Below are 25,586 nucleotides of genomic sequence, written 5' to 3' on the forward strand. Positions count from 1 at the left end.
AATTGTATTTTTCGATTTTCAAATTTAAGCTTTTGTAATTCCCAGCAGGGCATGCGGATCACCAAATTTAAATCCCTTCTCCTGCAACCCTTTAATGACAAGCGGTAAAGCCTGCTTCATATTTTTTTCAGCCTTGATGGAATCGTGAAAAATAATCACTGATCCCGGCCTTGCATTTCTCAAGACGTTTTTCCCAACCTGCTGGGGGCTGAGACGTTTGTCGAAATCGCAGCTGATGATGTCCCACATAATGAAACGGTAGTCAGCCTTCAGCTTATTAAACTGGCGAATGCGCAACAAGCCGTGGGGTGGACGGAACAGCTTGCCAGGTATGTAGCCCGCTGCTTTTTCAACGTTGGCATAGTACACCGGATCGTCGTTTTTCAACCCCTGCATGTGGTTGAAGGTGTGATTTCCCACCAGGTGCCCTTCATCCTGAACGCGCTGAAACAGCTCCGGGTTACGTTGGACATTTTCGCCCACGCAAAAGAAACAGGCTTTCAGCTTTTCCCGCTTCAGCAATTCGAGCACCCAGGGTGTCACCTCCGGAACCGGCCCGTCGTCAAAAGTGAGGAAAACCTCCTTTTGGCTGGTCTTCACCCTGAAAACTGCTCCCGGAAATAAACGGGTCAACAGCCAGGGAAGGCGGATCCGTGGGTGTACCAAATGCATTTATCGTTGACTGCTGTATTGTCCTAAATAGTCGTTAAACTGACCGGTAATTTCAGCGGCCAAATCATCCTGTTCGTACTTCGTAGCTGTCATTCCCATTTCGCGCAGGAAGTAGAGAATACGCTGCATTTCCTCGTCAACCGACGTTTGAAGGTCGCTGTTCAGGCTCAGGTAATAATCCATTTCCTGTTTGTACGAATTGAAAATATCTGTCATCAGAGCCGTTCCTTTGTCGTTCGCGCCGGCAGCAAAATAGTTGGCAGCCGTTTGTTGCGAGAAGTAGTTGTAAGGAACGATCCTGTTTGGAATCAGCTCCACGCAGCGATCCAGCACTTGAACAGCCGAGTCGTTTTTGTTTTCGTTGATCAGGCTTTCGGCCAAACGGTTGAAGTTGTTCCGAATGTTGATCATCATCCGCTGGTTGTTCTCGTCAATGTAAACGTCCGGGTGGTTCATGTTACCCCACTTGAAGTCATTCATCATGTTTTTGTACATCTTGTCGGTGTTCACCGTTCCGAAGTACAAACCGTCCGACTTGGTTTTCACCGGAGTGAAACGATAAGCAAATCCTTCCAGCTGGAAGTAATCCTGCAAGCCCATGTACTTGTCGCGTCCAACCGTGATGGCAAAGTACAATGGACGTTCCCAGTTTGAATTGGCAATCATGTCGAGCACCATCAATTCGTCTTTCACCAGGTAATTTTTGTTACCAAAGTCGATGAAGATGGTATCAACAATCTGGTCGTACAATTCAGGAGGAACGACTTTGTTGCGGATCACCGCTTCCTTGTCCACTTTTACGAACAGTTTTTTCGTTGGAATGTAAGCCGCATTGTCAGCCTGGGCCAATTTTGTAGCCGGGTTACTATCGCGCACAAAGTCCAATGCTTTCGACAATTCAACCGGTCCTTTCAGACGCGGGTCGTTCATCAGGTAAACCACATCGCGGGTACCCTGTACATATTGATCGTGTGCAAATTTAATAGGCAGCGGTTCCGACTCGTAAGCTTTACGTGTCATTTGGTCAATGTACCAGTCGGTTTGCAGGTAGCTGAGGTTACAAACGCGCATGTCGGTGCGCACGCCTTCCACTTCCTGGTTGTACCAAAGCGGGAAGGTGTCGTTGTCGCCATTGGTAAAGATCACCGCATTCGGGTCGCAGCTGTTCAGGTAGTTGGCGCCAAAGTCGCGACAGGTGTAGCGGTCTGAGCGGTCGTGGTCGTCCCAGTTTTGAGCGCCCATCAACACAGGCACGCAAAGCAGTGTTACCAATGAAACTCCGCCGGCAACAACCGTGTCCGGAAGTTTCTTGCTCAGCCACTCGTAAAGGGCCAGCACACCCAGGCCAATCCAAACGGCAAAGGCGTAGAAAGAACCAGCGTAGGCGTAGTCGCGTTCGCGCGGCTGGTGCGGATACTGGTTTAGGTAGAGTACAATCGCCATCCCGGTCATCAGGAACAGCAGCATCACCACCCAGAAATCTTTTTGATGACGTTTATAGTGGAAGAAAGCACCGATCAATCCCAGCAACAATGGCAGGAAGTAATAGACGTTTCGACCTTTGTTATTTTTGAATTTGTCCGGAAGATCGTTCTGATCGCCCAAACGAGCTGAATCGATGAAGCCGATGCCACTGATCCAGTTTCCGTTCAGAATATCGCCGTGTCCCTGGATGTCGTTCTGGCGGCCCACAAAGTTCCACATGAAGTAGCGGAAGTACATGTGCACCACCTGGTAGCGCAGGAAGAAGGTCAGGTTTTCGCCGAATGTTGGCTGCTGAATTGTTTCCGGCTGGCCATCGTCGCCCGCAATTGTTACGGGTTTGCCTTTAATTCCGCCCCAGGCTTTGTAGTCTTCAATGTGATCGGGTTGGCGGCTCCACATGCGGGGGAAGAAAGTCGTCAGGCTCGAATCGTATTTTGGTTTCTGGCGGATGTCCGCCACCTCGTACTTGCCATCTTTCTTGATGTAATATTCTTTGTCGGTTACGTACGGTGTTTTGCTGTCGAGCGGCGTGTTGTAATACTGACCGAACAACAGCGGTCTGTCGCCGTACTGTTCACGGTTTAGGTAGCTCAACAAACTGAAAACGTTGTCGGGGCTGTTTTGATCCATCGGCGTATCGGCCGACGAGCGGATCACAATCATCGCAAAAGATGAATAACCAATCAGGATCACCGTCAACGACATCAGGATGGTGTTGGCCAGGTGTTTTTTATGCGTATAGGTGAAGTAGATTCCCCATACCAACAAGCCGATCAGCAGGAAGGCGTAGATGATTGCACCGGTGTTGAATGGCAGCCCAAAACCGTTGGTAAAGAGCAATTCGAACCAAGATGCCACGGTGATTACCCCGGGGATAACAAGGTACATTACTGCTCCCAGCAACACGATCGACGAGATAAAGCTGATGATAACCCCGTTGCGGGTTGGTTTATATTTGCGGAAATAGTAAACAAAAACAATGGCCGGGATAGCCAGCAAGTTCAACAGGTGGACCCCAATTGACAGGCCGACCATATACGAAATGAAGATGATCCAGCGATTGGCGTAAGGTTCGTCGGCTTCGTTTTCCCACTTCAAAATAGCCCAGAAAACAATGGCTGTAAACAAGGATGAGGTGGCGTAAACTTCGGCTTCAACGGCCGAGAACCAGAAGGTGTCGGAATAGGTGTAAGCCAGGGCGCCAACAACACCGCTACCCAAAATGGCAATGGTTTGTCCCAGGCTTGGTTGGCCTTCAAATTTCAACATCTTTTTTGCCAGGTGGGTGATCGACCAAAACAGGAAGAGGATGGTCAGTGCACTGGCGATGGCCGACCAGCTGTTCATCAGCTTACCGGCTTGCTCGGGCGAACCGAACAGGGTGAAGAAACGTCCCAGGATCATGAAAAACGGAGCGCCGGGAGGGTGGCCAACTTCCAATTTGAATGAGGTAGTGATAAACTCGCCGCAATCCCAGAAACTCGCTGTTGGTTCAATCGTTAGCAAATAGGTAATTGCAGCCACAACAAATACCACCCATCCGGTGATATTATTCAGCATTTTGTAGTTCTTCATCTGCTCAATAATTTCATTTTAGGTCGCCGGACCTGTTTCAATCTATTTTTTTATCGCTTGATTAAGCACGTTTTTATTTCAAATTGAAGCCGGTCGCCGCTGTCCCGAATCTCCTGTTTTTGGTGTTGAAAACAGAAGTTTAACGTTCTGATTCACAGTTTTTACTGCGAAGGGATACACGCACAGTTTGGCTAATTTCAATTTTTATGTTTGCGAAGATAGTACATTCTTTCAACTGTCGCCAATCCCAACTTCAAATTAAAGCATTTTAACAGCTCTTTAAATGGGTTTAAATCTTATCGTTCCATCTTGTTTATTTCTAAGTGAGTATTAACTTTGTAATTACTTAAGAATAGTAACCATGGAAGTGTCAATTGTAAAAATAGGAAATTCAAAAGGAATCAGATTGAGTAAGACCATTCTTGAAAAATACAATCTTCGGGATAAAGTGGATTTGATACTTGAAGAAGGGCAAATCGTGATTAAAGCTGCTGACACGCCACGAAAAGGATGGGGAGAGGCTTTTAAAAAGATGTCGGAGAATGGGGATGACCGGTTGTTGTTTAACGATGTTTTTGAGGACGAAAATCTCGAAGAATGGAAATAAGCCAGTACCAAATTATTCTTGTAAATCTTGATCCTACAATTGGAAGCGAGATTAAAAAGACTAGGCCCTGTGTCGTGCTATCTCCGAATGAGATGAACATGTATCTTCGGACTGTGGTCATTGCACCGATGACGACCAGTTCGAAAAGTTATCCAACCCGGGTCGAAATCAAACACGATAATAAAATAGGCTGGGTTGTTTTGGATCAAGTCCGTACGATCGATAAACAACGTATTATTCGATCTCTGGGGAAGTTATCTAAGCCGGAGATCAAGGAGGTAAAAAGCATTCTGAAGGAAACCTATGTGGATTAACCAATGGAGATTGAAGTTTTAGGACCAGGTTGTGTGCGTTGTCGCGGATTGGACTCGCGGGTGCGCAAAGCGGTTGCTGAGTTGCAACTGGATGCCCGCGTGACCAAAGTGGAAGATTTGACCGAAATTATGCGCCTTGGTATTTTGCAAACACCCGGTTTGGTGATTGACGGCAAAGTGGTGATGAGCGGAAAACTGCCGACATATACCGAGCTGAAAGAATTTTTGAAACAATACCAGCTTGAAAATCTATGAAATTTCTATCCGTCGTTGCGCTCATAATTGGTTTGCTTGCCTGCCAGCAGAAGCCGGCATTCGAAGCCAGCGAACCCGTGATGCCCGAGGCCGGACAAACTGCCGTGTATTATTTCCGTACCAATTTTATCTGCGAAACCTGCGAAGCCATTGAGGATATTGTTCAGGAAGAATTAACGACTAAATATGCCGATGAATTGAAATCGGGCAAATTGATGTTTAAACAGCTGAATTTGGATGACCCGGCAACAGCCGATTTTGCCTTGCGGTTTGAAGTAGTTTTCAAATCGCTGCTGATCCTGAAGCCCGACACGGTGATCAACCTCACCAACGAAGCATTTTTGTACGCGCTTCCCAATCCCGATAAGTTGCGGGAGTTGTTGGATCAGAGTTTGGAGGATTAGTTATCCCGAATTCATGTCAGGATCTGCAAATGCGTTGTTGTGAATTAATTGTCGAGGCGTTGCCCAAATCCTACATCCTTTTTTGCTTCTCAGCCGGTTGGTCAGACGAGGATGCCAAGAAAGTCCAGCCTGATTTACTTCAATTTTATCTTTTAAAAATACGCCATCAATCCGCTGGTTTAAGCGGTGTTTGGTTTGAGCGCTGACTGCACGTAGTCCCGATGAATCGGGACGAACGAAAACACGGAAGTGCGACGCGTAAGCGTCAGGCATGGAGTGTTGAGAGTGAGCGGTGCGCAGCAATTGCCTCGGGCAGTCTTGAGTTTTTGGTTCCCCGCCTGCCGTCGGGCAGGGTTTTGTGTCCCGGTCTGCAGCCAGGCAGGAAGACAAAATGAACAGCCTGTCCGGCTTGAGGACAAAAAGAATGACGTTTTGAAAGACATTTGATATTTGCGGCGCATGTTGTCCAATTAGATGAAACTGAATTTACGGTGCGCCTGTGGTTATCTCGATGAATCGAGACTATAAATATCTCACCCCTCTGGGGCGATGGAATAATCCTAAAACGAATTTTTTACGGGACAAGATTGTGACACAACTGTTTTAACACGTTTTAGGCTTTTGAGTGTTTTTTTCAATTTTTTTTTGAGAACTTCGGGTTCAGGTGTGCCACTTTATGCCCGAAGAAAACGAATCGAACGAGTGGTATATATCTGAAGCGATAGCAAAACCTATGCAGCAATACTTTACCAATTTACTGGACCAATCGGGCTTCCCATTATGGTCCGCTTTCTTGCTCGGAGTGATTACATCCCTTGGACCCTGCACGTTGACAACCAATATCTCAGCGGTAGCCTTTATTGGGAGGGAAGCACAAAGCCGGAGCCGGGTGTTCCTGGGCGGATTGGTTTACACGCTCGGGCGGGCAGTTACTTATTTTGTGGTGGCACTGCCCTTTTATTTTGGCGCCGAGGCCCTGAAGCTAACAGCCTTTTTAACCCGTTACGGCGAAATCCTGATTGGCCCGCTGCTGATCCTTGTTGGGTTGGTGATGCTCGACTGGCTGCCGATTCCGTTTCCCGCATTCTCCCGCTGGAAAGACCGACTTGAAAAACGAAACCCGAAAAGTTTCTGGTCTCACTTTCTGTTGGGGTTGGTGTTTGCCATGGCCTTTTGCTCCTACAGCGGGGTAATGTACTTTGGCCTTTTGCTGCCGCTAACCATCCATTCATCTGCTGGCTTGCTGTTGCCCGTTGCATTTGCGCTTGGAACCGGCATCAGCGTGATCCTGTTTGCCGCGTTGATTGCTTTTACGTTTCAAGCCGTGAACCGTTGGTTTCTGCGAATCAAACAAAGCGAAATCTGGTTACGGCGGTTGGTGGCTGTTGTGTTCGTTTTTGTTGGGGGTTACCAATTGGCGCGGCTGTTTTTCTTCTGAATTTAGGTTCTCCGTTTAAGCCGTTATTAACCGAATAGAATAACGTATTGAATTAAATTTTGCATTTTATTTAATTTTTATGGATTCAACTATTGACTTTTAGGATCTTTTTATCGTAAATTAGCTACATAATTGAACACCTCGTTCAGTTTAACGCAATTCGACCCTAATAACGTTAACTCTCTGTTTCCCCTGTCCCTCCCTCCCCGGAAGGATTGATTCGTTTGTTCGAAAAAAGTAGACTTAGTTTTGCTAATCTGAAGTTCTTTCGATATGAAACTTAGCTGATATTACTAGTGGAAGACCGGTAGTATGTTGATTATTTTAGTTGGAAGTTTGTTGAACTGATTTCAGTGATCTTCTATTACTGAAATTTGCATGTCCAAAATGATTATTCCATAGATAAAAGAGGATACTGAACTATTTACAGGAAGTTTAAGGTTATTCTTATCTCTGTATTTCGACGTGATTCTACTATGTCCAGAATTTTTGATGCTGTTCGTATTTTTTGATTTTGATGCCCGAGATGAAATAGGGTTATTAACGAAATTGATCGTTGTATTAGTTCGGAATATGAGGAACATAGAATTTAGTGCCAGGATTTTCTACCAAATGAAAACGGTTCAATTGTTTTACTTTCATCAATAATGCTAAGTCAGATGTTCGGTACAAAATGATTTAAATACAGCAGTAAATAATAATATTCTTATGAAAATAGCATCCATATTGATATTGATTTATTTCTTAATTACTGACATAAATAGCTTCGCGCAGACTGCATGGAGGACAGGTCGTTATTATGAGAAAAGAGGTAGTAGCACTGTGATTTGTGATCAACCATATTTAGTTCAAAGAACCGATGGCTATGTGTTTTGGACTGAAACTTGGCAAAACTGTCGAAGGATGGTTTGGCATCAAGAATACCATGAAGGTTTCATATATCTTTGGGGGCCAAATGGTTGGTATCGAGAATTTCAGTCTGGCTACTTTTGGTATTATGAGTGGTTTGATTTTAGAAGAAGGGTAAATTAGAGGTATGAAACGAACACAAAAATACAATGTAGAATATAATGTTTTTGCTTATGAAACTATTTGGAGTTTATTTATCTGTTTTGCTTTTTATTTCTTCATGTGAAGAAAAGAAAGGATGTACTGACCCTAATTCTCTTAATTATGATTTTGAAGCCGAGGCAAGTGATGGAAGTTGCAATTACTCTACTACAACATTTTATGCGAAATATGGTTATTTTGATGGAATTCCAATAGTAAAGGTTGATGTTTCTGTAAATGGGTCTAATATTGGTTCAATAAATGCTGTTTATCCGAGCGGACCGGGAAATTGCAGTGCTGTTGGGACTATCGCATATGAATTCCAAAGTGGAGAGTCGGTCGATTGGAATTCAGAAATAGTATTAGCGAATGGAGCTGTTCTTTACAGTTCGGGAATTGTTTCACCTAGTAGTTCCTCTGCATGTATAAAAGTTAATGTTACAAGGTGACATCTTCGCTCACTGAAAACGATTATAGATATGTTGTGTTAATGCGATTCTTGCTCATTTCCAGTATCTTTTATTGAAAATCACCTTTAAAAGATTCGAATTATGAAAACAGGGTTTATTTTGTCGTTTGTTGTTTGTTGTTTGCTGGCTGGTTCGGCCCATGCGCAGGAGGAAAGTGGAAACATCGAAATGGAAGATTTGCTTCCAACACTTCGGAATTTGTCAACCATTCAGAGTTTTTTCGAAATGCACAATGTGACCTATTATCCGGAGATTTTGAATGAGCCGATGAAGGCTAAAGACTACGAAGGAGATCACAAGATTGCAGCCAACATGGGCGTGTACATGACCGATCTGGCCTACACCGTGGGTACCAAAGGCTACGCGGTTGGCAATCCCAGTTATGGCGCGTTAATGGAGTTGGCGGCTAAAGAAGGATTGGCCGACGATTTCCCCGATTTAATTATTGCCCGGTATGCGGATCGTGATGCAACGGTAGATTCGCTGATGCTGATGTTCAACGATATTCTGGAGCATGGTGACAAGTACATGTCGGAAAAAGATAAAAAGGAGTTTCACGATTTCATTATCATGGGAAACTACATCGAGAAATTGTATGTGGTGGCTGCCTTGGTAGAGAAAAACAGTGAGGGCGGTTCGGATTTGGAAGCTGCCAAAAACTTAAATCGCGAGCTACTTTTGTTCATGGCTAAGCAGGGCGACGAGTTGGACGAACTGTCGAAACTGATGATTGGCTATTCCTCCAATGTGGTGGATCACAAAGATCTTCAGAAACTGGTTGCCGACTACGAAAAACTGAAAGCCAACAAGGATCAGATGATCGAGCTGAGCGCTGAGGAAATCTACAAGCATCCGCTGGTGAAAGACATCGTTGAAAATATTGGCAAAGTTCGAGCTCGCGTGGTTGAGTAAGTTGATCGGTCATAGCGAACTCTCTCGGTTTTACCCCTCCCGTAGCTGCCGGAGGGCTAGAAGTCCCCTTTAAGGGATTTAGGGGTTAGTAACCTGGGAGAGGCTGTGAATTTGGCAAAACGTATTCCGAATTGACCGGGTGACTTTAAGTCACCTGGTCAATGGTCTAAAATACAAAAGGGCACCCCAATCGGAGTGCCCTTTTTCACTAAAAATCCCCATCTTCCTTTAAGTCTGTAACTAGGCTACAGCTTCTTCTAAAAACAATTGGATATCTTCGTCCGGATTGGTGATGCCGTCAATGCTGAAGTTTTCGACCAGTACCTTGGCTACATTGGGTGAAAGGAATGCGGCAGTTAAGGACTAAATTCCTCAACCAATCTGACTGGATTTTTCAGATAGTTTAGATTCGATTGAAATTAGTAAGAATAGAAATAACAATTATGAAAAGGTGTAAATTAGGATCAGCAAAATTGCAAGATGTCCATCCGCTCGAGTGATGCTGGATATTAGACCTCGTGGTGGTTGTTGAAGATATGAGACAGATAGTCAGATTGTTAAATAAATGGCATAGAAGTGACGCATGAAAGACGTCCTAATTTTTTGCACAAAATTTAAGTTAAACATATTCTTGTACAGAATTATTTAGTTATGGATCAGCCGGAACTAGGGAAAAAGATTTTGGAGTTAAGACTAAGCCAAGGGCTTACACAGGGAGAACTCGCCGAAAAATGTAAGGTTAGTTTACGAACGGTGCAACGCCTTGAGTCGGCAGAGGTTACTCCCCGTAGTCAGACGATTAAGCTTGTTTTTTCAAGCCTGGGTTACAACCAAGATGAGCAGGAAATTGTCTCCTCCTCAAGCTCAAAAACTAATGATTCTGCATCGGAAACATGGCTCGAGCAATTTTTTAGATATGTACTGGAATTGTTTAACTTAAAAACAAACACGATGAAGAAGATTTCTATTTTATCGGTGGCGGCGGGTTTAATTACTGCAGCCCTCGTATTGACGAATACTGACCTGAAAGCTCAGGAAATTAAAGGCTGGTTCTTAGCAGGCAGTCACCCGAAAAGTTATGTGATCGGACTTGACAAAACAGTTTTCAAATCGGATGGGAGCAGTGCCTTTCTTGAATCGAAAGAGGATAACATCGAAGGATTTGGCACGCTTATGCAACGGGCGAGTGCTGAGGATTACCGGGGAAAGAGAGTCAAAATGACTGCCTATGTAAAATCAAAAGATGTTGTAAAATGGTCTGGCATGTGGTTGCGGATCGATTCAGCCGAACGAGGCAAGTCGCTTGGTTTCGATAATATGCAGGATCGGCCGATTAAAGGAACAACCGATTGGACCAAATATGAAATTATTCTCGATGTCCCCGAGGAAAGCGTGAGTTTGAATTACGGCATATTGGTAGCCGGTACCGGTAAAGTTTGGTTTGACGATGTTCAGTTTGAAGTGGTGGATAAACTAACAACCGAAGAAACCCAAAAAGAGCTTCCGCTTCAAAGTCCTACCAATCTCAATTTCGCGGAATAATCGCATGTTGACATAGAATCGTAAACGGCTATTTTCAAAATCACCTAACAATACAAAAGGGCACCCCAATCGGAGTGCCCTTTTTCACTAAAAATCCCCATCTTCCTTTAAGTCTGTAACTAGGCTACAGCTTCTTCTAAAAACAACTTGATATCTTTGTCCGGGTTGGTAATGCCGGCAATGCCGAAGTTTTCAACCAGTACCTTGGCTACATTTGGTGACAGGAATGCCGGCAGCGTTGGCCCCAGGTGAATGTTTTTCACGCCCAGGTGAAGCAGTGCCAGCAACACAATCACCGCTTTTTGTTCGTACCAGGCTATGTTGTAAGCAATCGGCAGCTCGTTCACATCATCCAATCCAAAAATTTCTTTCAGTTTCAGCGCTACCACAGCCAGTGAGTACGAGTCATTACACTGTCCGGCGTCGATCACGCGTGGAATGCCGCCGATATCGCCCAAAGGCAGTTTGTTGTAACGGTACTTGGCACATCCTGCAGTCAGGATCACGGTGTCTTTCGGCAGTTTGGCAGCGAATTCTTCGTAGTAGTCGCGGCTCATCATGCGGCCATCGCAACCAGCCATCACAAAGAACTTGCGGATTGCACCGGTTTTCACCGCTTCCACGATCGGTTCAGCCAGTTCGAAAACCTGGTTGTGTGCAAATCCACCAACGATTTCACCTTCTTCAATTTGCGTTGGTGCAGCGCATTTCTTCGCATGTTCAATAATTGCTGAGAAGTCTTTCATCTCACCCTCTTTGCGATCCGGAATGTGAATGGCACCGGTCAAACCACTTGCTCCGGTGGTGTAGATGCGGTCTTTGTAAGTTGCCTTTTCCATTGGCGGAACAATGCAGTTGGTGGTGAAGAGAATTGGTCCGTTGAAGGATTCGAATTCTTCTTTTTGTTTCCACCAGGCATTTCCATAGTTACCGGCCAGGCAGCTGTATTTCTTGAACTCCGGGTAGTAGTTGGCCGGCAGCATTTCGCTGTGGGTGTACACATCCACGCCGGTTCCTTCGGCCTGTTTCAGCAGGTCTTCCATGTCGCGCAGGTCGTGTCCCGAGATCAGGATGGCCGGGTTGTTGCGCACGCCGATGTTCACTTTGCTTACTTCCGGATTTCCGTAGGCTGAAGTGTTGGCCGCATCCAGCAACGCCATCACATCGACCCCGAATTTGCCCGTTTCCAAAGTGAGACCAATCAGCTCATTAACCGGAAGGTCCTGTGTTGTTTTGGCCAGCGCCTCCATCATGAAATCGAAAATCTCTTGTTTTTCATGCTTCAGGTTATATGCATGTTCCGCATAAGCAGCCAAGCCTTTCAAGCCGTAAATAATCAGCTCTTTCAGTGAGCGAACATCTTCGTTGACTTCACTCAAAATGCCTACTTCTTTCGATTTGGCTTCAAATTCTTCACCGGAGGCAGCGGTCCAGTGTAACGAGTCGTGGTCGCCAATCAGCAGACCGGCAGCGGCTACTTTGCCTTTCAGTTCGTCGCGGAATTTCAACGCTTTTTTAATGCGAATTACAAAAGCCGTGTGGTCGAAATTCGCATTGGTGATGGTGGCAAACAAGCCATCGAACACCACTTTGTTAGCGGCTTTATCGCCCTGGCCAACTTCTTTCAGTTGGGTATTTAAAATTGAAATTCCTTTCAATACGAACAAGAGGGTATCCTGCAGGTTGGCAACGTCGCTTGTTTTTCCGCAAGCCCCTTTGATGGTGCAGCCGATGCCTTTGGCTGCTTCCTGACACTGATAACAAAACATATTTTCCATAATTCGTCGATTTTATATTTTATGATTTTTTTGACAATAGAATCCCAGGCTTCCCTTCGGAAAGCTTTTAACCCAATGACCACGAAGACTACTTAATGACCATGGAATGACAATAGAATGACTATTGGATGACCTTTGGAAGCTTAATCTCCGCTTCCCATTATCGCGACGCTCAGCCTCTTGCTTACACCCACTCTTCCGAGATGATGTCTCCGCGAATGCCGATCACGACTTCTTTCACCGGAACTTTGCGCTGGGCGCGTTCGGTTGCCATTTGAACCAGGTGGCTCAAGCCGCCGCAGCACGGTACTTCCATAATGGCCACAGTGATGGTATTTACGCGTGACTCGTCGATCAGTCGGATGATTTTTTCCAGGTAAATTGATTTTCCCTCGTCAAGCTTCGGACAAGCAATCACCAGCTTTTTGCCTTTGATGAATGATCCGTGGAAGTCGCCGTGTGCAAAAGCCGTGCAGTCGGCGGCAATCAAAAGGTCGCTTCCCTGGAAATAACTGGCAGCCGGGTTAATCAGGTGCATCTGCACCGGCCATTGTTGCAATTCGCTTTGTCCGCATGATTTTGATGTCGTTTGCGGAGCCATCATGAAAGCTGGTTTTTCGAAGCTCACAGGAGCCGATCCCGGGCACCCGCCGCCGCAACCACCACTGGCTGCCGGAGCTTCGGGCTTGCTGTTGTGTACCGCGCTGATAATTGCAGGAACGTCCAGCTCAATGATGTCCTCGTTTGCTTTCAGGTAACCAACCGCTTCTTTTAGGAAGGCTATTTCGTTGTGATCTTTCAGGTGTTTCAGGTGAGCAATTACCGTGTTGGCTCCTTTCGAAATCATTTGCTGAATCACGATTGTTTCGTCGTATTCATCCGCCTCGCGTTTTTCAATTTCCAACGCACCCTGAGGACAGTGGCCAAGGCAGGCTCCCAACCCGTCACACATCAGTTCGCTAATGAGCCTTGCTTTGCCATCTATAATTTGAAGTGCTCCTTCGTGGCAGTTTGGCACACATACACCACATCCGTTGCACAGTTCTTCGTCTATTTTAATAATCTCGCGTATCATCGTTTTCGTTTTTTCGGGGTTAATTTCAGATTGGTTCAAGTTCGATATTTTTGACTTGTTTCCGATCTTTTGACACAACAAATGTAAGGTGGCGCTGTTAGTGAAATTGTACCAATTGTTACAAACTCCTACATTTCTATGCTAAATTTTGAATTATTGGTGAAATCGCCGGTTTTTATGGGGCTCGATGCCGCGAAACTGGAAGACATCCTGGACGGGATTCATTATCAAATCCGGAAATTCGACAAAAATGAGCAGGTCGTTCACTCGGGCGATCCCTGCGTGGATTTGATGCTGGTATTGTCGGGTAGTGTAAAAGGCGAAATGGCCGACTACAACGGGAAGACCATTAAAATTGAAGATATTCCGGCACCTCGCCCTCTGGCTGCTGCCTTTCTGTTTGGGCAGAACAATCGTTTCCCGGTGAATGTGATTGCCAATGAAGAGGTGAGCCTGCTGTGTATTTCGCGTCCCGAGTTCCTGAAGATTTTGCAAAAGGACCAGCGGATTCTGACGAACTATCTGAACTCGATCTCCTCGCGCGCTCAGTTCCTGTCCTCCCGTATCAAGTTTTTGTCGTTTAAAACGATCCGGCAAAAGATTGCGCACTATCTGCTCGATTTAGCTGGCGACCGTTTGGCGGTAGTTGAATTGCCATTATCGCAAGCCCAACTAGCCGAATTTTTCGGTGTGACACGTCCGGCTTTGGCCCGTGCTATGGGCGAAATGGCCGCCGAAGGACTGATGGAAGTTCAGCGTCGCACCATCCGCATTTTGGATAAGGGGAAGATGAACGATTTGCTGAATGGTTGAGGGCAGAGGGCGTGGGGCAGAGAATTGTGGAGTCGGTTAGGCATCATTTTTTAGTCCCGGATTGCTGGTAACCGATTAGTCTTCTCTCTGTTTGGTTTTCCTTTTGACTGATTAATTCATCCAAGTAGCTAAACACCAATTCAATGTTTTTATCCTGATTGCTAAGCTTCTTTTTAATCTCTTCGATTTCCAGTCGCAGGCTCATTGTGTCAGCCAGCATTTCCCGCACTTTGGTGAAAATCCGCATAATTTGTATGTTGACCGGTATGGCTTGGTCGCTGTTCAAAACACTTGAAAGCATTGCTATACCTTGCTCCGTAAAAGCCAATGGCGCTTTGCGCAAACCCATCTTTTCGGAATTGGATATCACAATTTGTGACTTCCAATTTTCAAATTCGGCTTTGGTTAGTTGGAACATGAAATCATCGGGAAAGCGGGATATATTTCTTTTTACTGCTTGATTCAGGACTCTGGTTTCTACGCCGTACAATTCCGCCAAATCGCGGTCAATCATCACTTTTTTATTTCGTATGAGATAGATTTTGCTGACAATCTTTTCTTCGACTGCGACTACGGGCTGGTTCATGGTTGGGTTTATTTGATTAGTATCGAGTAATTTACGAACTATATTCAAATCAACCCAACTATTCTGTGCTTGTTTTTACCGGTTGGTTGAGATCGTGTCTTCGGTCGAAATTGAATAGGGTTTGCTGTCGGCAGCGACTCCCCATTTTTTATTGGGTTTCGGTCCCATGTTGAAGACCAGCTCGCCGCCATTCATCAAATCTTCGTGATTGATGTAGGTTTTATCCCAGGCTTTTCCGTTCAGCGTTACCGACTGAATGTAGATGTTCTTTTCGCTGAGCTTGTTGGCTTTCATCGTAAAGGTTTTGCCGTCGCCGACTTCAATCGAAGCCTGGTTTACACAGGGACTTCCAATCACGTATTGGTTGGTTCCGGGGCAAACGGGATAAAATCCTATGCTGCTGAAGATGTACCAGGCCGACATTTGGCCGCAATCATCGTTGCCGCACAAACCGTCGGGTTCGGGATTGTATTTGGTGTCGATGATGTGGTGAATTTTTTCGGCTGTTTTCCAGGGCGAGCTGGTCCAGGCGTACAGGTAAGGCACGTGGTGGCTGGGCTCGTTGCCTTGCACGTAGCCGCCAACAATTCCTACGCGGTCAATGTCCTCCGACTCTTCAAAAAACTCATCGGGCAGGTGCATCTCAAACAGCGAATCCAGTCGGGCTGTGAATTTCTTTTCACCACCCATCAAGCGAATGTAGCCGGCCACATCCTGCGGTTCGTAAAACGAATAGTTCCACGCGTTACCTTCAATATAACCCTCGCCGGTTGTTTTCAGCGCGTTGAAGTCTTTCTTCCAGCTGCCGTCAGCATTCTTGGCGCGGATAAAACCAACCGATGGGTCGAAAAGGTTTTGGTAGCTGAGCGCCCGTTTTAGGTAAGTTGAAGCTTCGTCGGTTTTGCCGAGCGATTGGGCAAATTTGGCAATTGTCCAGTCGTCGTAGGCGTATTCGAGAGTGAGTGAAGCCGAGTTGCTCACCTTGTCAAACGGAACGTAGCCGTATTGCATGTACTCGCCAATGCCGTCGTAACTTTTGTGGGTCGACGAGTTAACGACCGCTTCGAAGGCTTTCTCGATATCGTAATTGCGGATTCCTTTTTCGTAAGCATCAACAATAACCGGCACGGCGTGGTAGCCAATCATGCACCAGTTTTCGTTGGCGAAGTGCGACCAAACCGGCAACAGGTGATGAACGCTTTGCTCGTAGTGTTTCAACATGGAAACCACCATGTCGTTGGCGCGTTTGGGTTGAAGCACGGTGAACAGCGGATGCAGGGCGCGGTAGGTATCCCAAAGCGAGAAAACGGTGTAGTCGGTGAAGCCGTCGGCCTGGTAAATGTTGCCGTCGAGACCGCGGTATTTGCCGTCAACATCGCTGTAGGTAATCGGGTTGATGAAGGCGTGATAGAGCGAGGTGTAAAAAGCTTTTAGCTTGTCAGGCGCAGCTTCAACCTGAACTTTTTCCAGTTCTTTTTCCCAGTCGCTGCTGGCTTTTGATTTTACCTGCTCAAAATCCCAGCCCGGTATTTCAGCCTGTAAGTTTTTGAGTGCGCCTTCGGTACTGACAGCTGAAAGGGCAAATTTGATTTCAACCGGCTGGCCGTCGCTCACATCAAAATCGAAGAAATTGACCATGTTTCGGGATTCCATTTGCGGGAAGTTTTTGCTTTCGTCAAACTTGCGCCAGAAACCTTTGTACACCAACTTCTCGTCGCTCTTCATCCCGTAGTTTTTGATGGGCTTCGAGAAGGTCATCGCAAAATACAGGTAGCGGTTGCGCGCCCAGCCGCGCGTGATGCGGTAGCCGGTCACCAGCGTGTCGTTTTCAACCCGAACCGAAGCCCAAATCACTTTGCCGTCGTAGTTGTAAATGTTGTAGTTCATGTCGAGGATGATGTGCCCGATGTCGGTTTTCGGATAACTGTAGCGGTGCATGCCGACATGTGTGCTGGTGGTCAGCTCGGCATTGATATCGTAATCCTGCAACAGCACCTGGTAATAGCCGGGGCTGGCCGATTCGTGCTCGTGGCTGAAACGCGAACGGTAGCCGCTCTCCGGATTTTCGGCTGTTCCGGGATTGAGTTGCAGCTCTCCGGTTGTCGGCATAATCAGGAAATCGCCCAAATCGGAGTGTCCCGTTCCGCTGAAATGCGTGTGAGCAAAGCCAACAATCGTTGGGTCGGTGTATTGGTACCCTGCACAGTAGCGGTAAACTTCGCCGTTGTAGCGGCCGTTCACGCTGTAAGGAATCGTGTCGGTTTCGGGGCTAAGCTGAACCATGCCAAAAGGCACCGTTGCGCCCGGGAGGGTGTGCCCCATTTCCTGTGTGCCGATAAACGGGTCGACATAACTGCATACATCGGCGGTTTTGGTTTGCGCTTGTGCCGTAAGCGCCAGGCAGAAGCCAATCAGCAATAAAAATCCATTTCTCCTGTTCATATCGAAATTGTGTTTGGTTTGGAGACCCCGCTCGCGGGCGGGATTATTTTATCTCGTTTGCGTTAATTCAATCTGATAACTGCCGGCTTCCAGTTGGTAAAATCCTGCCGGGTTGGCCATCAACTCAAGTTTGTTACCGGTAGCGGCCTCTGTTGCTTTTCGGACTGCATAGCCCGCCGGAACGTAAAAGTCGGCTGTTGAATTGGCAGGGATGCAAACCTGGTATAGAACGGTTTTCCCTTTGTGCTCCCATGCTGAAGTAATTTTGCCGTAGGGTGACCGGTGCGAAACATCAACCCCATTGAGCGATGAAACGAAGGACGGTTTCAGAATCACATTCTTGAATCCCGGCTGATTCGGGTCGGGGAAAATACCGCCGAGTCCTTTGTAAAGCCACGCACCGATTTCGCCAAACATGATGTGGTTCATCGAAATGTCGTTCTGTGCATGGATGTCCCAATTCTCCAAAAGGGTTGTGGCACCGTTGACAATCCACCAGCCCCACGAAGGGAAGTTTTCTTGTGAGGCCATTTTGTAGGCCACGTCCGCATAACCGTTTTCACTCAGCGCATTTAAAATCGACTTTTGCCCGAGCAATCCCACGTCCAGGTGAAACTGGTCTTGTGCGACGCGTTTGGCCAAATTCGCAGCAACTTCGCTTTTCACGGTTTCGGGAACAAGCCCCCAATAAAGCGGAGCACTCATTTCGGTTTGGGTGCCATCGGCATACAAATTCGTTTCGGGGTGGAAGTATTTGTCGTTGAAAGCTTCTTTGATTTTTTGCGCCAAAGCGGCATAACGTTTCTCATCTTCCGGCTTGTTCAACAGTTTGGCTGCTTTTGCCAAAATACGGACATCCGCATAGTAGTAGCAGCTTGAAGTTAGCTGAACCGGCGATTTGGATTTTACCGGAACCCAGTCGCCCAGGCCCCAGGTGGTTAAACCCGACGGGCTGATTTCGGTAATATGGTCAACGTAGCGCTTGATGTTGTCGTAGGATGCGTCGAGCAGTGATGCGTCGCCGTAAAACAGGTAAATGTTCCAGGGAATGAGTGCAATGGTACTGGTCCAGTCGGGGCCGTTACCCCACTCATAGCCCCAGCCGTCGGTTGGGATGATGGAGGGTAGAACGCCGTTGGGCTGCTGCTCGTCTCGGTGGTCTGCCAGCCATTTTTCGTAAATGGTAATTCCGTCGAAGCTGTACAAACCGGTTTCGACGGCAATGTGTGCATCTCCTGTCCAGCCGTTCTTTTCGCGTTGCGGACAGTCGGTTGGATAACCAAACAGGTTGGATAAATACGAATTGTTGGTGGCAGTCCATATCTTATCAATCGTTGGATTGGTTGAAGTTAACGAACCAACCGGAGGCACATCGCTGTGCATAAAATAGCCAACCAAACTTTCTTTGGTCAGTTGAACTGGCTTGCTAGATGAGACTTCAACATACTGAAATCCTTTGTAATTGAAGTGCGGCGCAAAAGTCTCTTCACCCTTCCCGTTCAGAATGTAAATGTCTGTTTGAAAAGGGTCCGAGTCGTCGGTTGGGCGGTAATGTACGTCGATGTTGGACAGGTCGACATGGCCGTTTCCGTACAGGCGTTCGCCGTGTTTCAATCGTAAAACTGTTCCCTGGGGACCGTCAACGGTAATCTGGCTCACGCCGGCAATGTTTCGTCCCAAGTCGAAAACAACTGTGCTATCGTTCAGTCGCGTCATGCTTTTGGCTTCAATTTTCTGAACGTGACGAATCGGGTGTATCAGTTGAGAGACAATGTTTTTGGAGGGAGCCGAACGGTAAATGACGCCGTTCCACTTCGAGTCGTTGAATCCGGGCTGGCACCAACCGGCTTGTTCAAGTCTGGCATCGTAGTGCTCGGCGGTGTAAATGCTGTTGAAAATGACTGGGCTCAGGGAGCTTTTCCAATCTTTGCCGGAAGTAATTGTTTCGGTTGTGCCGTCATCATAGGTGATGCGCAAATCAAGGCAGAAGGTCGGGCGGTTTCGCCAGGGCGCTTTGTGGAAATCCCATACCGCCGTCGATTGGTGGTTGTACCAGCCATTGCCGAGTAAAATGCCGATGGCATTCTTCCCGTTTTGCAGTTGTTTGGTTACATCGAAGGTGACATACAGATTTCGGCGGTCGAAGCGGGTATATGCCGGGTCGAGGACATGGTCGCCAACTTTTTCACCATTCAGGTATAACTCGAATAAACCTGCAGCGGCAACATAGACCCTGGCCGATTTTATTTTTTTTCCGGCTTCAAACTCTTTGCGGAAATAGGGTGCCGCTTTTTCGTTCATGTCTTTGCCGTCGCTAATCCAGGCACCTTGCCAGTTGCTCATGCCCATCATTCCGGTTTCGAACGAGGCAACCGGTGAGCGAAGCTTTTCATCCTTTTCATTCCAAACCGAAACAGACCAGAAATATTTGGTGAACGGTTTTAGTGGTTCACCTTCGTAGCGCACCAACATGGCGTCGGATTGAACTTGGCCAGAGTCCCAGCTTGTTCCTTTGTCTTTGGTAATTTCAAGCGAGTCGGTTGAAACCAGTAGTTGATAGGCCAGCTGTTTAGCACCAAGGCTCGCATCGTTCATCATCCATGAAAGGCGTGGATTCGGAGAATCAACTCCCAGCGGATTGACTAAATATTCGCAGCGAAGATTGTCGACTTCGGCCGGTGTTTGCGCCCACAAGTTTTCGGAAAGGCAGATGAGTAAAAGAAGAATCAGGGGAACTCTCATGAATGTGTGGATTTAATTTTTTGAACACGTTAAAATACAGCTTAAATCTGAGGATTTGCGATGTATTCTTTCCAAAGTTCAGCGGGACTGTTTCCGGTGAGTTTTACCCAAACAGCATCGCTATATCGATGTTCGCGCATGATTTTATCCATCTTCTCCACAAACTTCTTGTTTTTGTTTTGCACAATCCAGGTGAAAAAGCGTGCCGTAACACGATACGAGTTGTCGTAGTTTTGCGTCTCGGTCACATCGGGTAGTTTCCAACCTGCACCTTCGTTGTCAACTCCAAATTTAAAGCGAGCATAGTCGGCAATTCCTTCGGTGATCCACCAGGGGCCGTTGGTTTCTCCATAATCCTGTACAATGTGCATCACCTCGTGTGTCACCACATCGATATCGTTGGGATGCTGATCGAACCAGCGGGGATTGAAAACCACGCGAGCATCAGAGGTTGCGGCTACGCCATCGTAAGCAGGATCAATAACGAACGTAACTTTGCGTGCAGACTTTCGGTTGTAAGCCTTGCAGAGTTTGGGATAAACGGCGAAGAACGTTTCCTGAAGTTTGGCGGACAGATCGACGCTTAAACCTTCCTGTTTATTGATGTAGATTAGTGTAATTCCGTTTTGCTGAATCGTGTCGGACTCAGTGAAACTGTTATCATCCTGTACAGGCGATGGTGTGGTAGCGATGGCGATCGTGGAGCTGATGAGCCAGAGCAGAAGCGACAATATTGGTAACTTCATCGTTTGTTGTTTATTGCATTTGTATGATATCATTACTGTCAAGCGGGTGGTTTTACTCATTCATCGTTGTAATTTTGGTGCTTATTCGGTCAATTTCAAAAAGGATATTCAGATGAAAAAGATAAGTTCAAATCAAAAATACTTCTATCAGTTCGATCGTCTTTCAGGGGATGGAATTTTGCATTTCTCGTCCACCAAAGCCGGATGGGGTGGAGACGGGCGCTGTCGTTTTACCGGCGATTCAGCCGAAGTTTATGCGGATTATCGCCGGGAGTTGGCGGAAAGTTTGGGATTGAAACAAGTTCAGTTTGTTTTTCCCCGGCAAACACACAGTAGTCATGTGGTTGTTGTCCAAAAGTCAAGGGAAGTACAGGACGTTGAGGACACCGATGCTTTGGTGACCAACCAGCCTGGTTTGTGCATTTGTGTGCAAACGGCCGACTGTGTGCCGGTGCTGATTTATGACCCGGTTAGAAAGGTGGTTGCGGCAATTCATGCGGGCTGGCGTGGCACGGTGGGCAAGATTGTGGAAAAGACCGTTGCGACGATGAAAAGCGTTTTTCAATCAGATCCCTCAGATTTGCTGGCCGGAATTGGCCCGTCTATTTCAACCCTGAATTACGAAATCGGGGAGGATGTCATTTTTGCGGTACGCGAAAATTTTGCCAATCACCAGCAGTTATTAGTCTCTTCCGAAAAGGAAGGGAAGGCCTATTTTGATTTGTGGAAGGCCAATCAATCGGTGTTGCTTGGAGCTGGACTTTCCGCTCTAAACATTGAAGTCATGAATCTGTGTTCGTATGATGAAGAACACGATTTCTTCTCTGCCCGGCGTGACGGCTTGCTAACCGGACGGATGATCACTGGAATTATGATCGTCTAGATACAAACATATGTTGATATCTATCAATCTTTTTAGATTGATAGTACCATGTAACTTCGCTAACTTTCCGCCACAAAATCTTAACTAATCGACCGATGAAAAGAACGTGGAAAAAAATCGTTTTAGCGGGAAGTTTCTGTTTGGCTGTTGTTGCAGCTCAGGCAACTGACGGCTATTTTGGGGTGGGCTACGGAACCATTAATAAAGGACTGGCAGGTGCCGGTGTTGCTTATTACCAAGGATCATTAATCAACGGAAACCCGGCAGGCGCTGTTTGGTTGGGCAAAAAATACCAACTGGGCATCGAACTCTTCAATCCGAACCGGCAATTTACAGTTACCGGAACTCCGACAGGTGATCCTTATTTTGGACTGATGCCGGGGACTGTAAAAAGTGAAAGCAAAGTATTTTTTATGCCAACATTGGGTGCTAACTGGATGCTAGGCGAAAAGTCGGCTCTTTCTGTATCCATATTTGGCAACGGCGGCATGAACACGGATTACCCGACTGCCGTATTTTATGATTCAGAATCTGAATCCACAGGTGTAAACTTGGCTCAGCTTTTTGCCGATGTTACTTATTCGTTGAAAATAGCAGAAAATCATTCAGTGGGTGTAACGGGTGTTTTAGCTTATCAGTATTTTGAAGCAAAAGGCTTGAAAACTTTCGGGGACTATGGATTTTCTTCAGATCCTGCGAACCTGACCAACAACGGAAATTCAGGAAGCACTGGTGTCGGAGTTAAAGTTGGCTACATGGGCCAGTTGTTCGATGGCTTTACTGTGGGTGCCATGTATCAAAGTAAAGTTTACATGAGCGAGTTTGACGAATATGCCGGTTTGTTTGCCGAACAAGGCGATTTCGATATTCCGGCAAGCTGGACGGCCGGTTTTGCCTGGGATGTGACGGACGCCTTCACGGTGATGGCCGATGTGAAACAAATCTTCTACAGTGGCGTAAAGTCAATCGCTAATCCAATGATGCCAAATATTGGTATGGCCATGATGGGTGATGCCGGTTATCTGCTTGGGGCAGACAATGGACCCGGATTTGGCTGGAAAGACGTAACTGTCGTGAAGTTGGGTGTTTCCTGTTCTGCTGTTGAGAAATGGACTTTCCGCGCTGGATATTCTATCGGTGAAAACCCGGTGCCTGAGTCGGAAGTGATGTTCAATATTTTAGCTCCGGGTGTAATCACCAATCAGCTCGGTTTTGGACTGACCCGCGATATGGGTGAAAAAGGAAGTCAGCTGCATTTTGCATTGAACTATGCGCTGAACAATGATGTGACAGGATCGAATCCAATGGATCCGGGCCAGACAATTAAATTAGAAATGAATCAACTTGAAATAGAATTTGGTATCTCATTCTAAAAGCCGTTGAGATAAGTGAAGAAGCGAAGGGTCTTGCAAGAAGCAGGGCCCTTTTTTATGTTCGAATGCCTACCTTTGTCGTACTGTTCAATTAAAAACAAATACATGCAGAATGAGTTGCTTTGGCTGGTTATGTTGCTGGCTAATTTCCTGATGATAATAGCTGCCTTTAAATTTTTTGGCAAGTGGGGACTGATCATGTGGATCCCGATTTCGGTGATCGTGGCGAATATCCAGGTCATTCAAACCGTAAAACTGTTTGGTTTGGCGGCTACTTTGGGAAACATTGTCTACGCGACTTCCTTTTTGGTCACCGATATTCTTTCCGAAAACTATGGAAAGGAAGAAGCGAAGAAGGCGGTTTGGATTGGCTTCTTCAGCCTGATTGCGATGACCTTGCTCATGAATCTGGCCTTGTATTTTCAACCACTGGCTGGCGATGATTTTGCCGGCGTGGCACACGAATCACTCAGCACAATTTTCGAGCTGATGCCACGTATTGCAGTGGCCAGTTTAATTGCCTATTTGCTCTCGCAGCGCCACGATGTTTGGGCTTTTCATTTTTGGAAGAACCGTTTCCCAAAGTCGCACCATTTGTGGTTACGCAATAATTTAAGCACGATGGTGTCGCAACTAATCGACAGTGTGGCGTTTACCTTTATTGCTTTTTACGGTGTATTTGAATGGCCGGTATTGTGGGAAATCCTGGTAACGACCTACTTCCTGAAATGGATCGTAGCAGCTGCCGACACGCCCTTTGTTTACTGGTCGCGGCTCATTCACCGTAACGGCAATTTTGTGATGAAGGAATCAGGTGCGCCAGAACCAATTGGTGAATAGCGACAACACTGGGAAAATCTCCAAACGTCCCAACAGCATGGAGAACGAAAGCAGGTATTTTGAGCTGTCGGTGAGCATCGAGAAATTCGACGCCGGGCCCACCAAGCCGAATCCCGGGCCAACTCCGCCCATTGTCGTCAAAATTGAACCGAAGGAAGTTGCCCAGCTGTTCCCAAGTAGCAGCATGACAAAAGTTCCTGCAATAACAACCCCGTAGTAAATAATGATGAAGTTCATCACACTGGAAACCTGAGCGTTGTTCAGAATTTTGTTGTTGTAGCGAACGTTGAAAACGGCATTGGGGTGAAGCACACGCCTGATGCTGTTTCGCAGGTATTGAAAGTTAATCACGTGGCGAATGACTTTTACGCCACCTCCTGTCGATCCGGCGCAGGCACCAATCAACATCAGGAAAGCAATCAGGATGATTCCCTGTATCGGCCAAACCAAATAGTCGGCGGTTGCAAAACCGGTTGCTGTAATCACTGAAACAACCTGGAAGAAGGAGTCGCGGAATGCTTTCTCAAAGGTAATTTGCTGACTGGTGTACAGGATAACCGTCAGAATTAAACCGACTGCCCCAATCACTTTTAAATAGAGGTGCAATTCCTGGTTGCTCAAGGCCTGTTTGAAACGGCCTTTGAAACCAAGCACGTGCAGCGTAAAGTTGATTCCCGAAAGGGCCATAAAAATCGTAATCACATACTGGATGTATGGAGAGTAATCGGTAACACTGGTGTTTTTGGTCGAAAATCCACCTGTCGCTACTGTTGCAAACGAGTGACAAATACTGTCGAACAGCGGCATTCCACCAAACATGAGCAGGATGGTTTCAACGACGGTGAACCCGACGTAAATCATCCAGATATTTCGGGCAACGTATCTGATCTTGGTCGAAACTTTCTCTTCAACAACCACCGATGCTTCGGAGCTGAAAAGCTGCATTCCAGAAATTTTCAGGAAGGGCATGATGGCGATTACCAATACGATAATTCCCATCCCTCCAATCCAGTGGGTCAGGCTTCGCCAAAACAGAATGCTTTTCGGTAGTGCTTCAATATCGGTTAGTATGGATGACCCGGTTGTTGTGAAACCGGACATCGACTCGAAATAAGCATCGACGAAACGCGGAATCGACCCCGTTACGAGATAGGGAAAACTGCCGACAAGGGCCAGGATGATCCAGCCGAACGACGCAATGACCAGACTCTCGCGTACTCCGGGCTCGGCATTTCTGAAATTACGGGTGGAGATGTTTAAAACAGCGCCAATGCACAGGGTTAAAAGAATTGCCCGGATTAAATCGCCGCTTATATTTTCTTTGTAAATGAGGGAAACCAGGAATGCCGGCAACATGAAAAGACCTTCGAACAGGATGATGATCGAAATGATGTGTGTGATAATGAAGATATTTATTTTCCTATGCTTCAATTTGTTCCCCCACAGTTTGTTTCAAAATTAAAACAAGTTGAAGAAGCGGCGCCATAATCCGGGTAATTTTAATGTCAGCTTAATCTGAAGTTTACCTCGCCGCCGCTCTTGTTTGCGGGCACGAAATTAAAAAATAAGGCTTTCCTCAAATTG

The 25,586-nt window shown here is 46.5% G+C and carries 23 protein-coding genes and 1 pseudogene; 14 read left to right on the top strand and 10 right to left on the bottom strand.

Annotated elements, in window-relative coordinates:
* Positions 1–24: 24 nt before the first annotated feature.
* Entirely contained in the window at positions 25–672 is a 648-nt protein-coding gene (locus BC643_RS13850) for a polysaccharide deacetylase family protein (RefSeq protein ID WP_120273648.1), read from the bottom strand.
* Entirely contained in the window at positions 673–3,732 is a 3,060-nt protein-coding gene (locus BC643_RS13855) for a glycosyltransferase family 117 protein (RefSeq protein WP_120273649.1), read from the bottom strand.
* Positions 3,733–4,138: 406 nt separating this feature from the next.
* Here BC643_RS13855 and BC643_RS13860 point away from each other — a divergent pair, with 406 nt between their 5' ends.
* The 4 genes from BC643_RS13860 to BC643_RS13875 are packed head-to-tail and all read left to right on the top strand — an operon-like array spanning position 4,139 to position 5,312.
* Positions 4,139–4,339, top strand: coding sequence for an AbrB/MazE/SpoVT family DNA-binding domain-containing protein (locus BC643_RS13860; protein ID WP_245994966.1), 201 nt, complete (start codon positions 4,139–4,141; stop codon positions 4,337–4,339).
* Complete coding sequence (locus tag BC643_RS13865) at positions 4,330–4,653, top strand: type II toxin-antitoxin system PemK/MazF family toxin (RefSeq protein ID WP_120273651.1); 324 nt, start codon at positions 4,330–4,332, stop codon at positions 4,651–4,653. The genes BC643_RS13860 and BC643_RS13865 overlap by 10 nt, the downstream gene beginning before the upstream one ends.
* Before the next feature lie 3 nt (positions 4,654–4,656).
* Entirely contained in the window at positions 4,657–4,908 is a 252-nt protein-coding gene (locus tag BC643_RS13870; RefSeq protein ID WP_120273652.1) for a thioredoxin family protein, read from the top strand.
* A complete protein-coding gene (locus tag BC643_RS13875; RefSeq protein ID WP_120273653.1) occupies positions 4,905–5,312 on the top strand; it encodes a nitrophenyl compound nitroreductase subunit ArsF family protein in 408 nt (135 codons plus the stop codon). The genes BC643_RS13870 and BC643_RS13875 overlap by 4 nt, the downstream gene beginning before the upstream one ends.
* Here BC643_RS13875 and BC643_RS13880 read toward each other — a convergent pair whose 3' ends face one another.
* Positions 5,313–5,585, bottom strand: a complete 273-nt coding sequence (locus BC643_RS13880; protein ID WP_120273654.1) for a hypothetical protein — start codon at positions 5,583–5,585, stop codon at positions 5,313–5,315.
* A gap of 460 nt (positions 5,586–6,045) precedes the next feature.
* Here BC643_RS13880 and BC643_RS13885 point away from each other — a divergent pair, with 460 nt between their 5' ends.
* The 6 genes and pseudogenes from BC643_RS13885 to BC643_RS13895 all read left to right on the top strand — a co-directional run bounded on the left by BC643_RS13885 (position 6,046) and on the right by BC643_RS13895 (position 10,724).
* Positions 6,046–6,750: an aromatic aminobenezylarsenical efflux permease ArsG family transporter gene (locus BC643_RS13885; RefSeq protein ID WP_170154554.1), complete on the top strand. Its 705-nt coding sequence runs from the start codon at positions 6,046–6,048 to the stop codon at positions 6,748–6,750.
* An 865-nt stretch (positions 6,751–7,615) separates the two neighbouring features.
* Positions 7,616–7,777 (top strand): hypothetical protein, encoded by a 162-nt coding sequence (locus tag BC643_RS23405; protein WP_170154555.1) that lies wholly within the window; start codon positions 7,616–7,618, stop codon positions 7,775–7,777.
* 55 nt (positions 7,778–7,832) lie between these two features.
* Positions 7,833–8,249, top strand: coding sequence for a hypothetical protein (locus BC643_RS23315; RefSeq protein ID WP_147377229.1), 417 nt, complete (start codon positions 7,833–7,835; stop codon positions 8,247–8,249).
* A 102-nt stretch (positions 8,250–8,351) separates the two neighbouring features.
* Positions 8,352–9,182, top strand: coding sequence for a hypothetical protein (locus BC643_RS13890; RefSeq protein WP_120273656.1), 831 nt, complete (start codon positions 8,352–8,354; stop codon positions 9,180–9,182).
* A 651-nt stretch (positions 9,183–9,833) separates the two neighbouring features.
* Positions 9,834–9,995: pseudogene (locus BC643_RS23760) on the top strand (helix-turn-helix domain-containing protein); the annotation flags it as partial.
* Between the two features lie 138 nt (positions 9,996–10,133).
* Complete coding sequence (locus BC643_RS13895) at positions 10,134–10,724, top strand: hypothetical protein (RefSeq protein WP_245994968.1); 591 nt, start codon at positions 10,134–10,136, stop codon at positions 10,722–10,724.
* 119 nt (positions 10,725–10,843) lie between these two features.
* Here BC643_RS13895 and hcp read toward each other — a convergent pair whose 3' ends face one another.
* Both hcp and BC643_RS13905 read right to left on the bottom strand, forming a co-directional pair.
* The gene (hcp, locus tag BC643_RS13900; RefSeq protein ID WP_211338058.1) at positions 10,844–12,502 is read right to left on the bottom strand and encodes a hydroxylamine reductase; all 1,659 of its coding nucleotides are present in this window, start codon (positions 12,500–12,502) and stop codon (positions 10,844–10,846) included.
* Positions 12,503–12,686: 184 nt separating this feature from the next.
* Positions 12,687–13,577, bottom strand: coding sequence for an ATP-binding protein (locus BC643_RS13905; RefSeq protein WP_120274291.1), 891 nt, complete (start codon positions 13,575–13,577; stop codon positions 12,687–12,689).
* Between the two features lie 138 nt (positions 13,578–13,715).
* Here BC643_RS13905 and BC643_RS13910 point away from each other — a divergent pair, with 138 nt between their 5' ends.
* On the top strand, positions 13,716–14,390 hold the full coding sequence (locus BC643_RS13910; protein WP_120273658.1) for a Crp/Fnr family transcriptional regulator: 675 nt from the start codon (positions 13,716–13,718) through the stop codon (positions 14,388–14,390).
* 43 nt (positions 14,391–14,433) lie between these two features.
* Here BC643_RS13910 and BC643_RS13915 read toward each other — a convergent pair whose 3' ends face one another.
* The 4 genes from BC643_RS13915 to BC643_RS13930 all read right to left on the bottom strand — a co-directional run bounded on the left by BC643_RS13915 (position 14,434) and on the right by BC643_RS13930 (position 20,906).
* Positions 14,434–14,976 carry an ORF6N domain-containing protein gene (locus BC643_RS13915; protein ID WP_120273659.1) on the bottom strand — a complete coding sequence of 181 codons (543 nt, stop codon included), beginning with the start codon at positions 14,974–14,976 and terminating at the stop codon, positions 14,434–14,436.
* A gap of 75 nt (positions 14,977–15,051) precedes the next feature.
* Positions 15,052–17,418, bottom strand: a complete 2,367-nt coding sequence (locus BC643_RS13920) for a GH92 family glycosyl hydrolase (protein ID WP_120273660.1) — start codon at positions 17,416–17,418, stop codon at positions 15,052–15,054.
* Positions 17,419–17,466: 48 nt separating this feature from the next.
* Positions 17,467–20,160 carry an alpha-L-rhamnosidase gene (locus BC643_RS13925; protein ID WP_120273661.1) on the bottom strand — a complete coding sequence of 898 codons (2,694 nt, stop codon included), beginning with the start codon at positions 20,158–20,160 and terminating at the stop codon, positions 17,467–17,469.
* Positions 20,161–20,201: 41 nt separating this feature from the next.
* Positions 20,202–20,906, bottom strand: a complete 705-nt coding sequence (locus BC643_RS13930; RefSeq protein ID WP_170154556.1) for a basic secretory protein-like protein — start codon at positions 20,904–20,906, stop codon at positions 20,202–20,204.
* Positions 20,907–21,018: 112 nt separating this feature from the next.
* On the opposite strand from BC643_RS13930, the gene pgeF reads away from it, so the two are divergent.
* The 3 genes from pgeF to BC643_RS13945 all read left to right on the top strand — a co-directional run bounded on the left by pgeF (position 21,019) and on the right by BC643_RS13945 (position 24,002).
* Entirely contained in the window at positions 21,019–21,789 is a 771-nt protein-coding gene (gene pgeF / locus BC643_RS13935) for a peptidoglycan editing factor PgeF (RefSeq protein ID WP_170154557.1), read from the top strand.
* Positions 21,790–21,884: 95 nt separating this feature from the next.
* Positions 21,885–23,162 (top strand): OmpP1/FadL family transporter, encoded by a 1,278-nt coding sequence (locus BC643_RS13940; RefSeq protein ID WP_120273663.1) that lies wholly within the window; start codon positions 21,885–21,887, stop codon positions 23,160–23,162.
* Between the two features lie 105 nt (positions 23,163–23,267).
* Complete coding sequence (locus BC643_RS13945; RefSeq protein WP_120274293.1) at positions 23,268–24,002, top strand: queuosine precursor transporter; 735 nt, start codon at positions 23,268–23,270, stop codon at positions 24,000–24,002.
* Here BC643_RS13945 and BC643_RS13950 read toward each other — a convergent pair.
* Positions 23,973–25,433: a TrkH family potassium uptake protein gene (locus BC643_RS13950; RefSeq protein WP_245994970.1), complete on the bottom strand. Its 1,461-nt coding sequence runs from the start codon at positions 25,431–25,433 to the stop codon at positions 23,973–23,975. The two genes, BC643_RS13945 and BC643_RS13950, sit on opposite strands and share 30 nt — an antisense overlap.
* Positions 25,434–25,586: the final 153 nt, after the last annotated feature.

This window comes from Mangrovibacterium diazotrophicum (assembly GCF_003610535.1).
Taxonomy (GTDB): domain Bacteria; phylum Bacteroidota; class Bacteroidia; order Bacteroidales; family Prolixibacteraceae; genus Mangrovibacterium; species Mangrovibacterium diazotrophicum.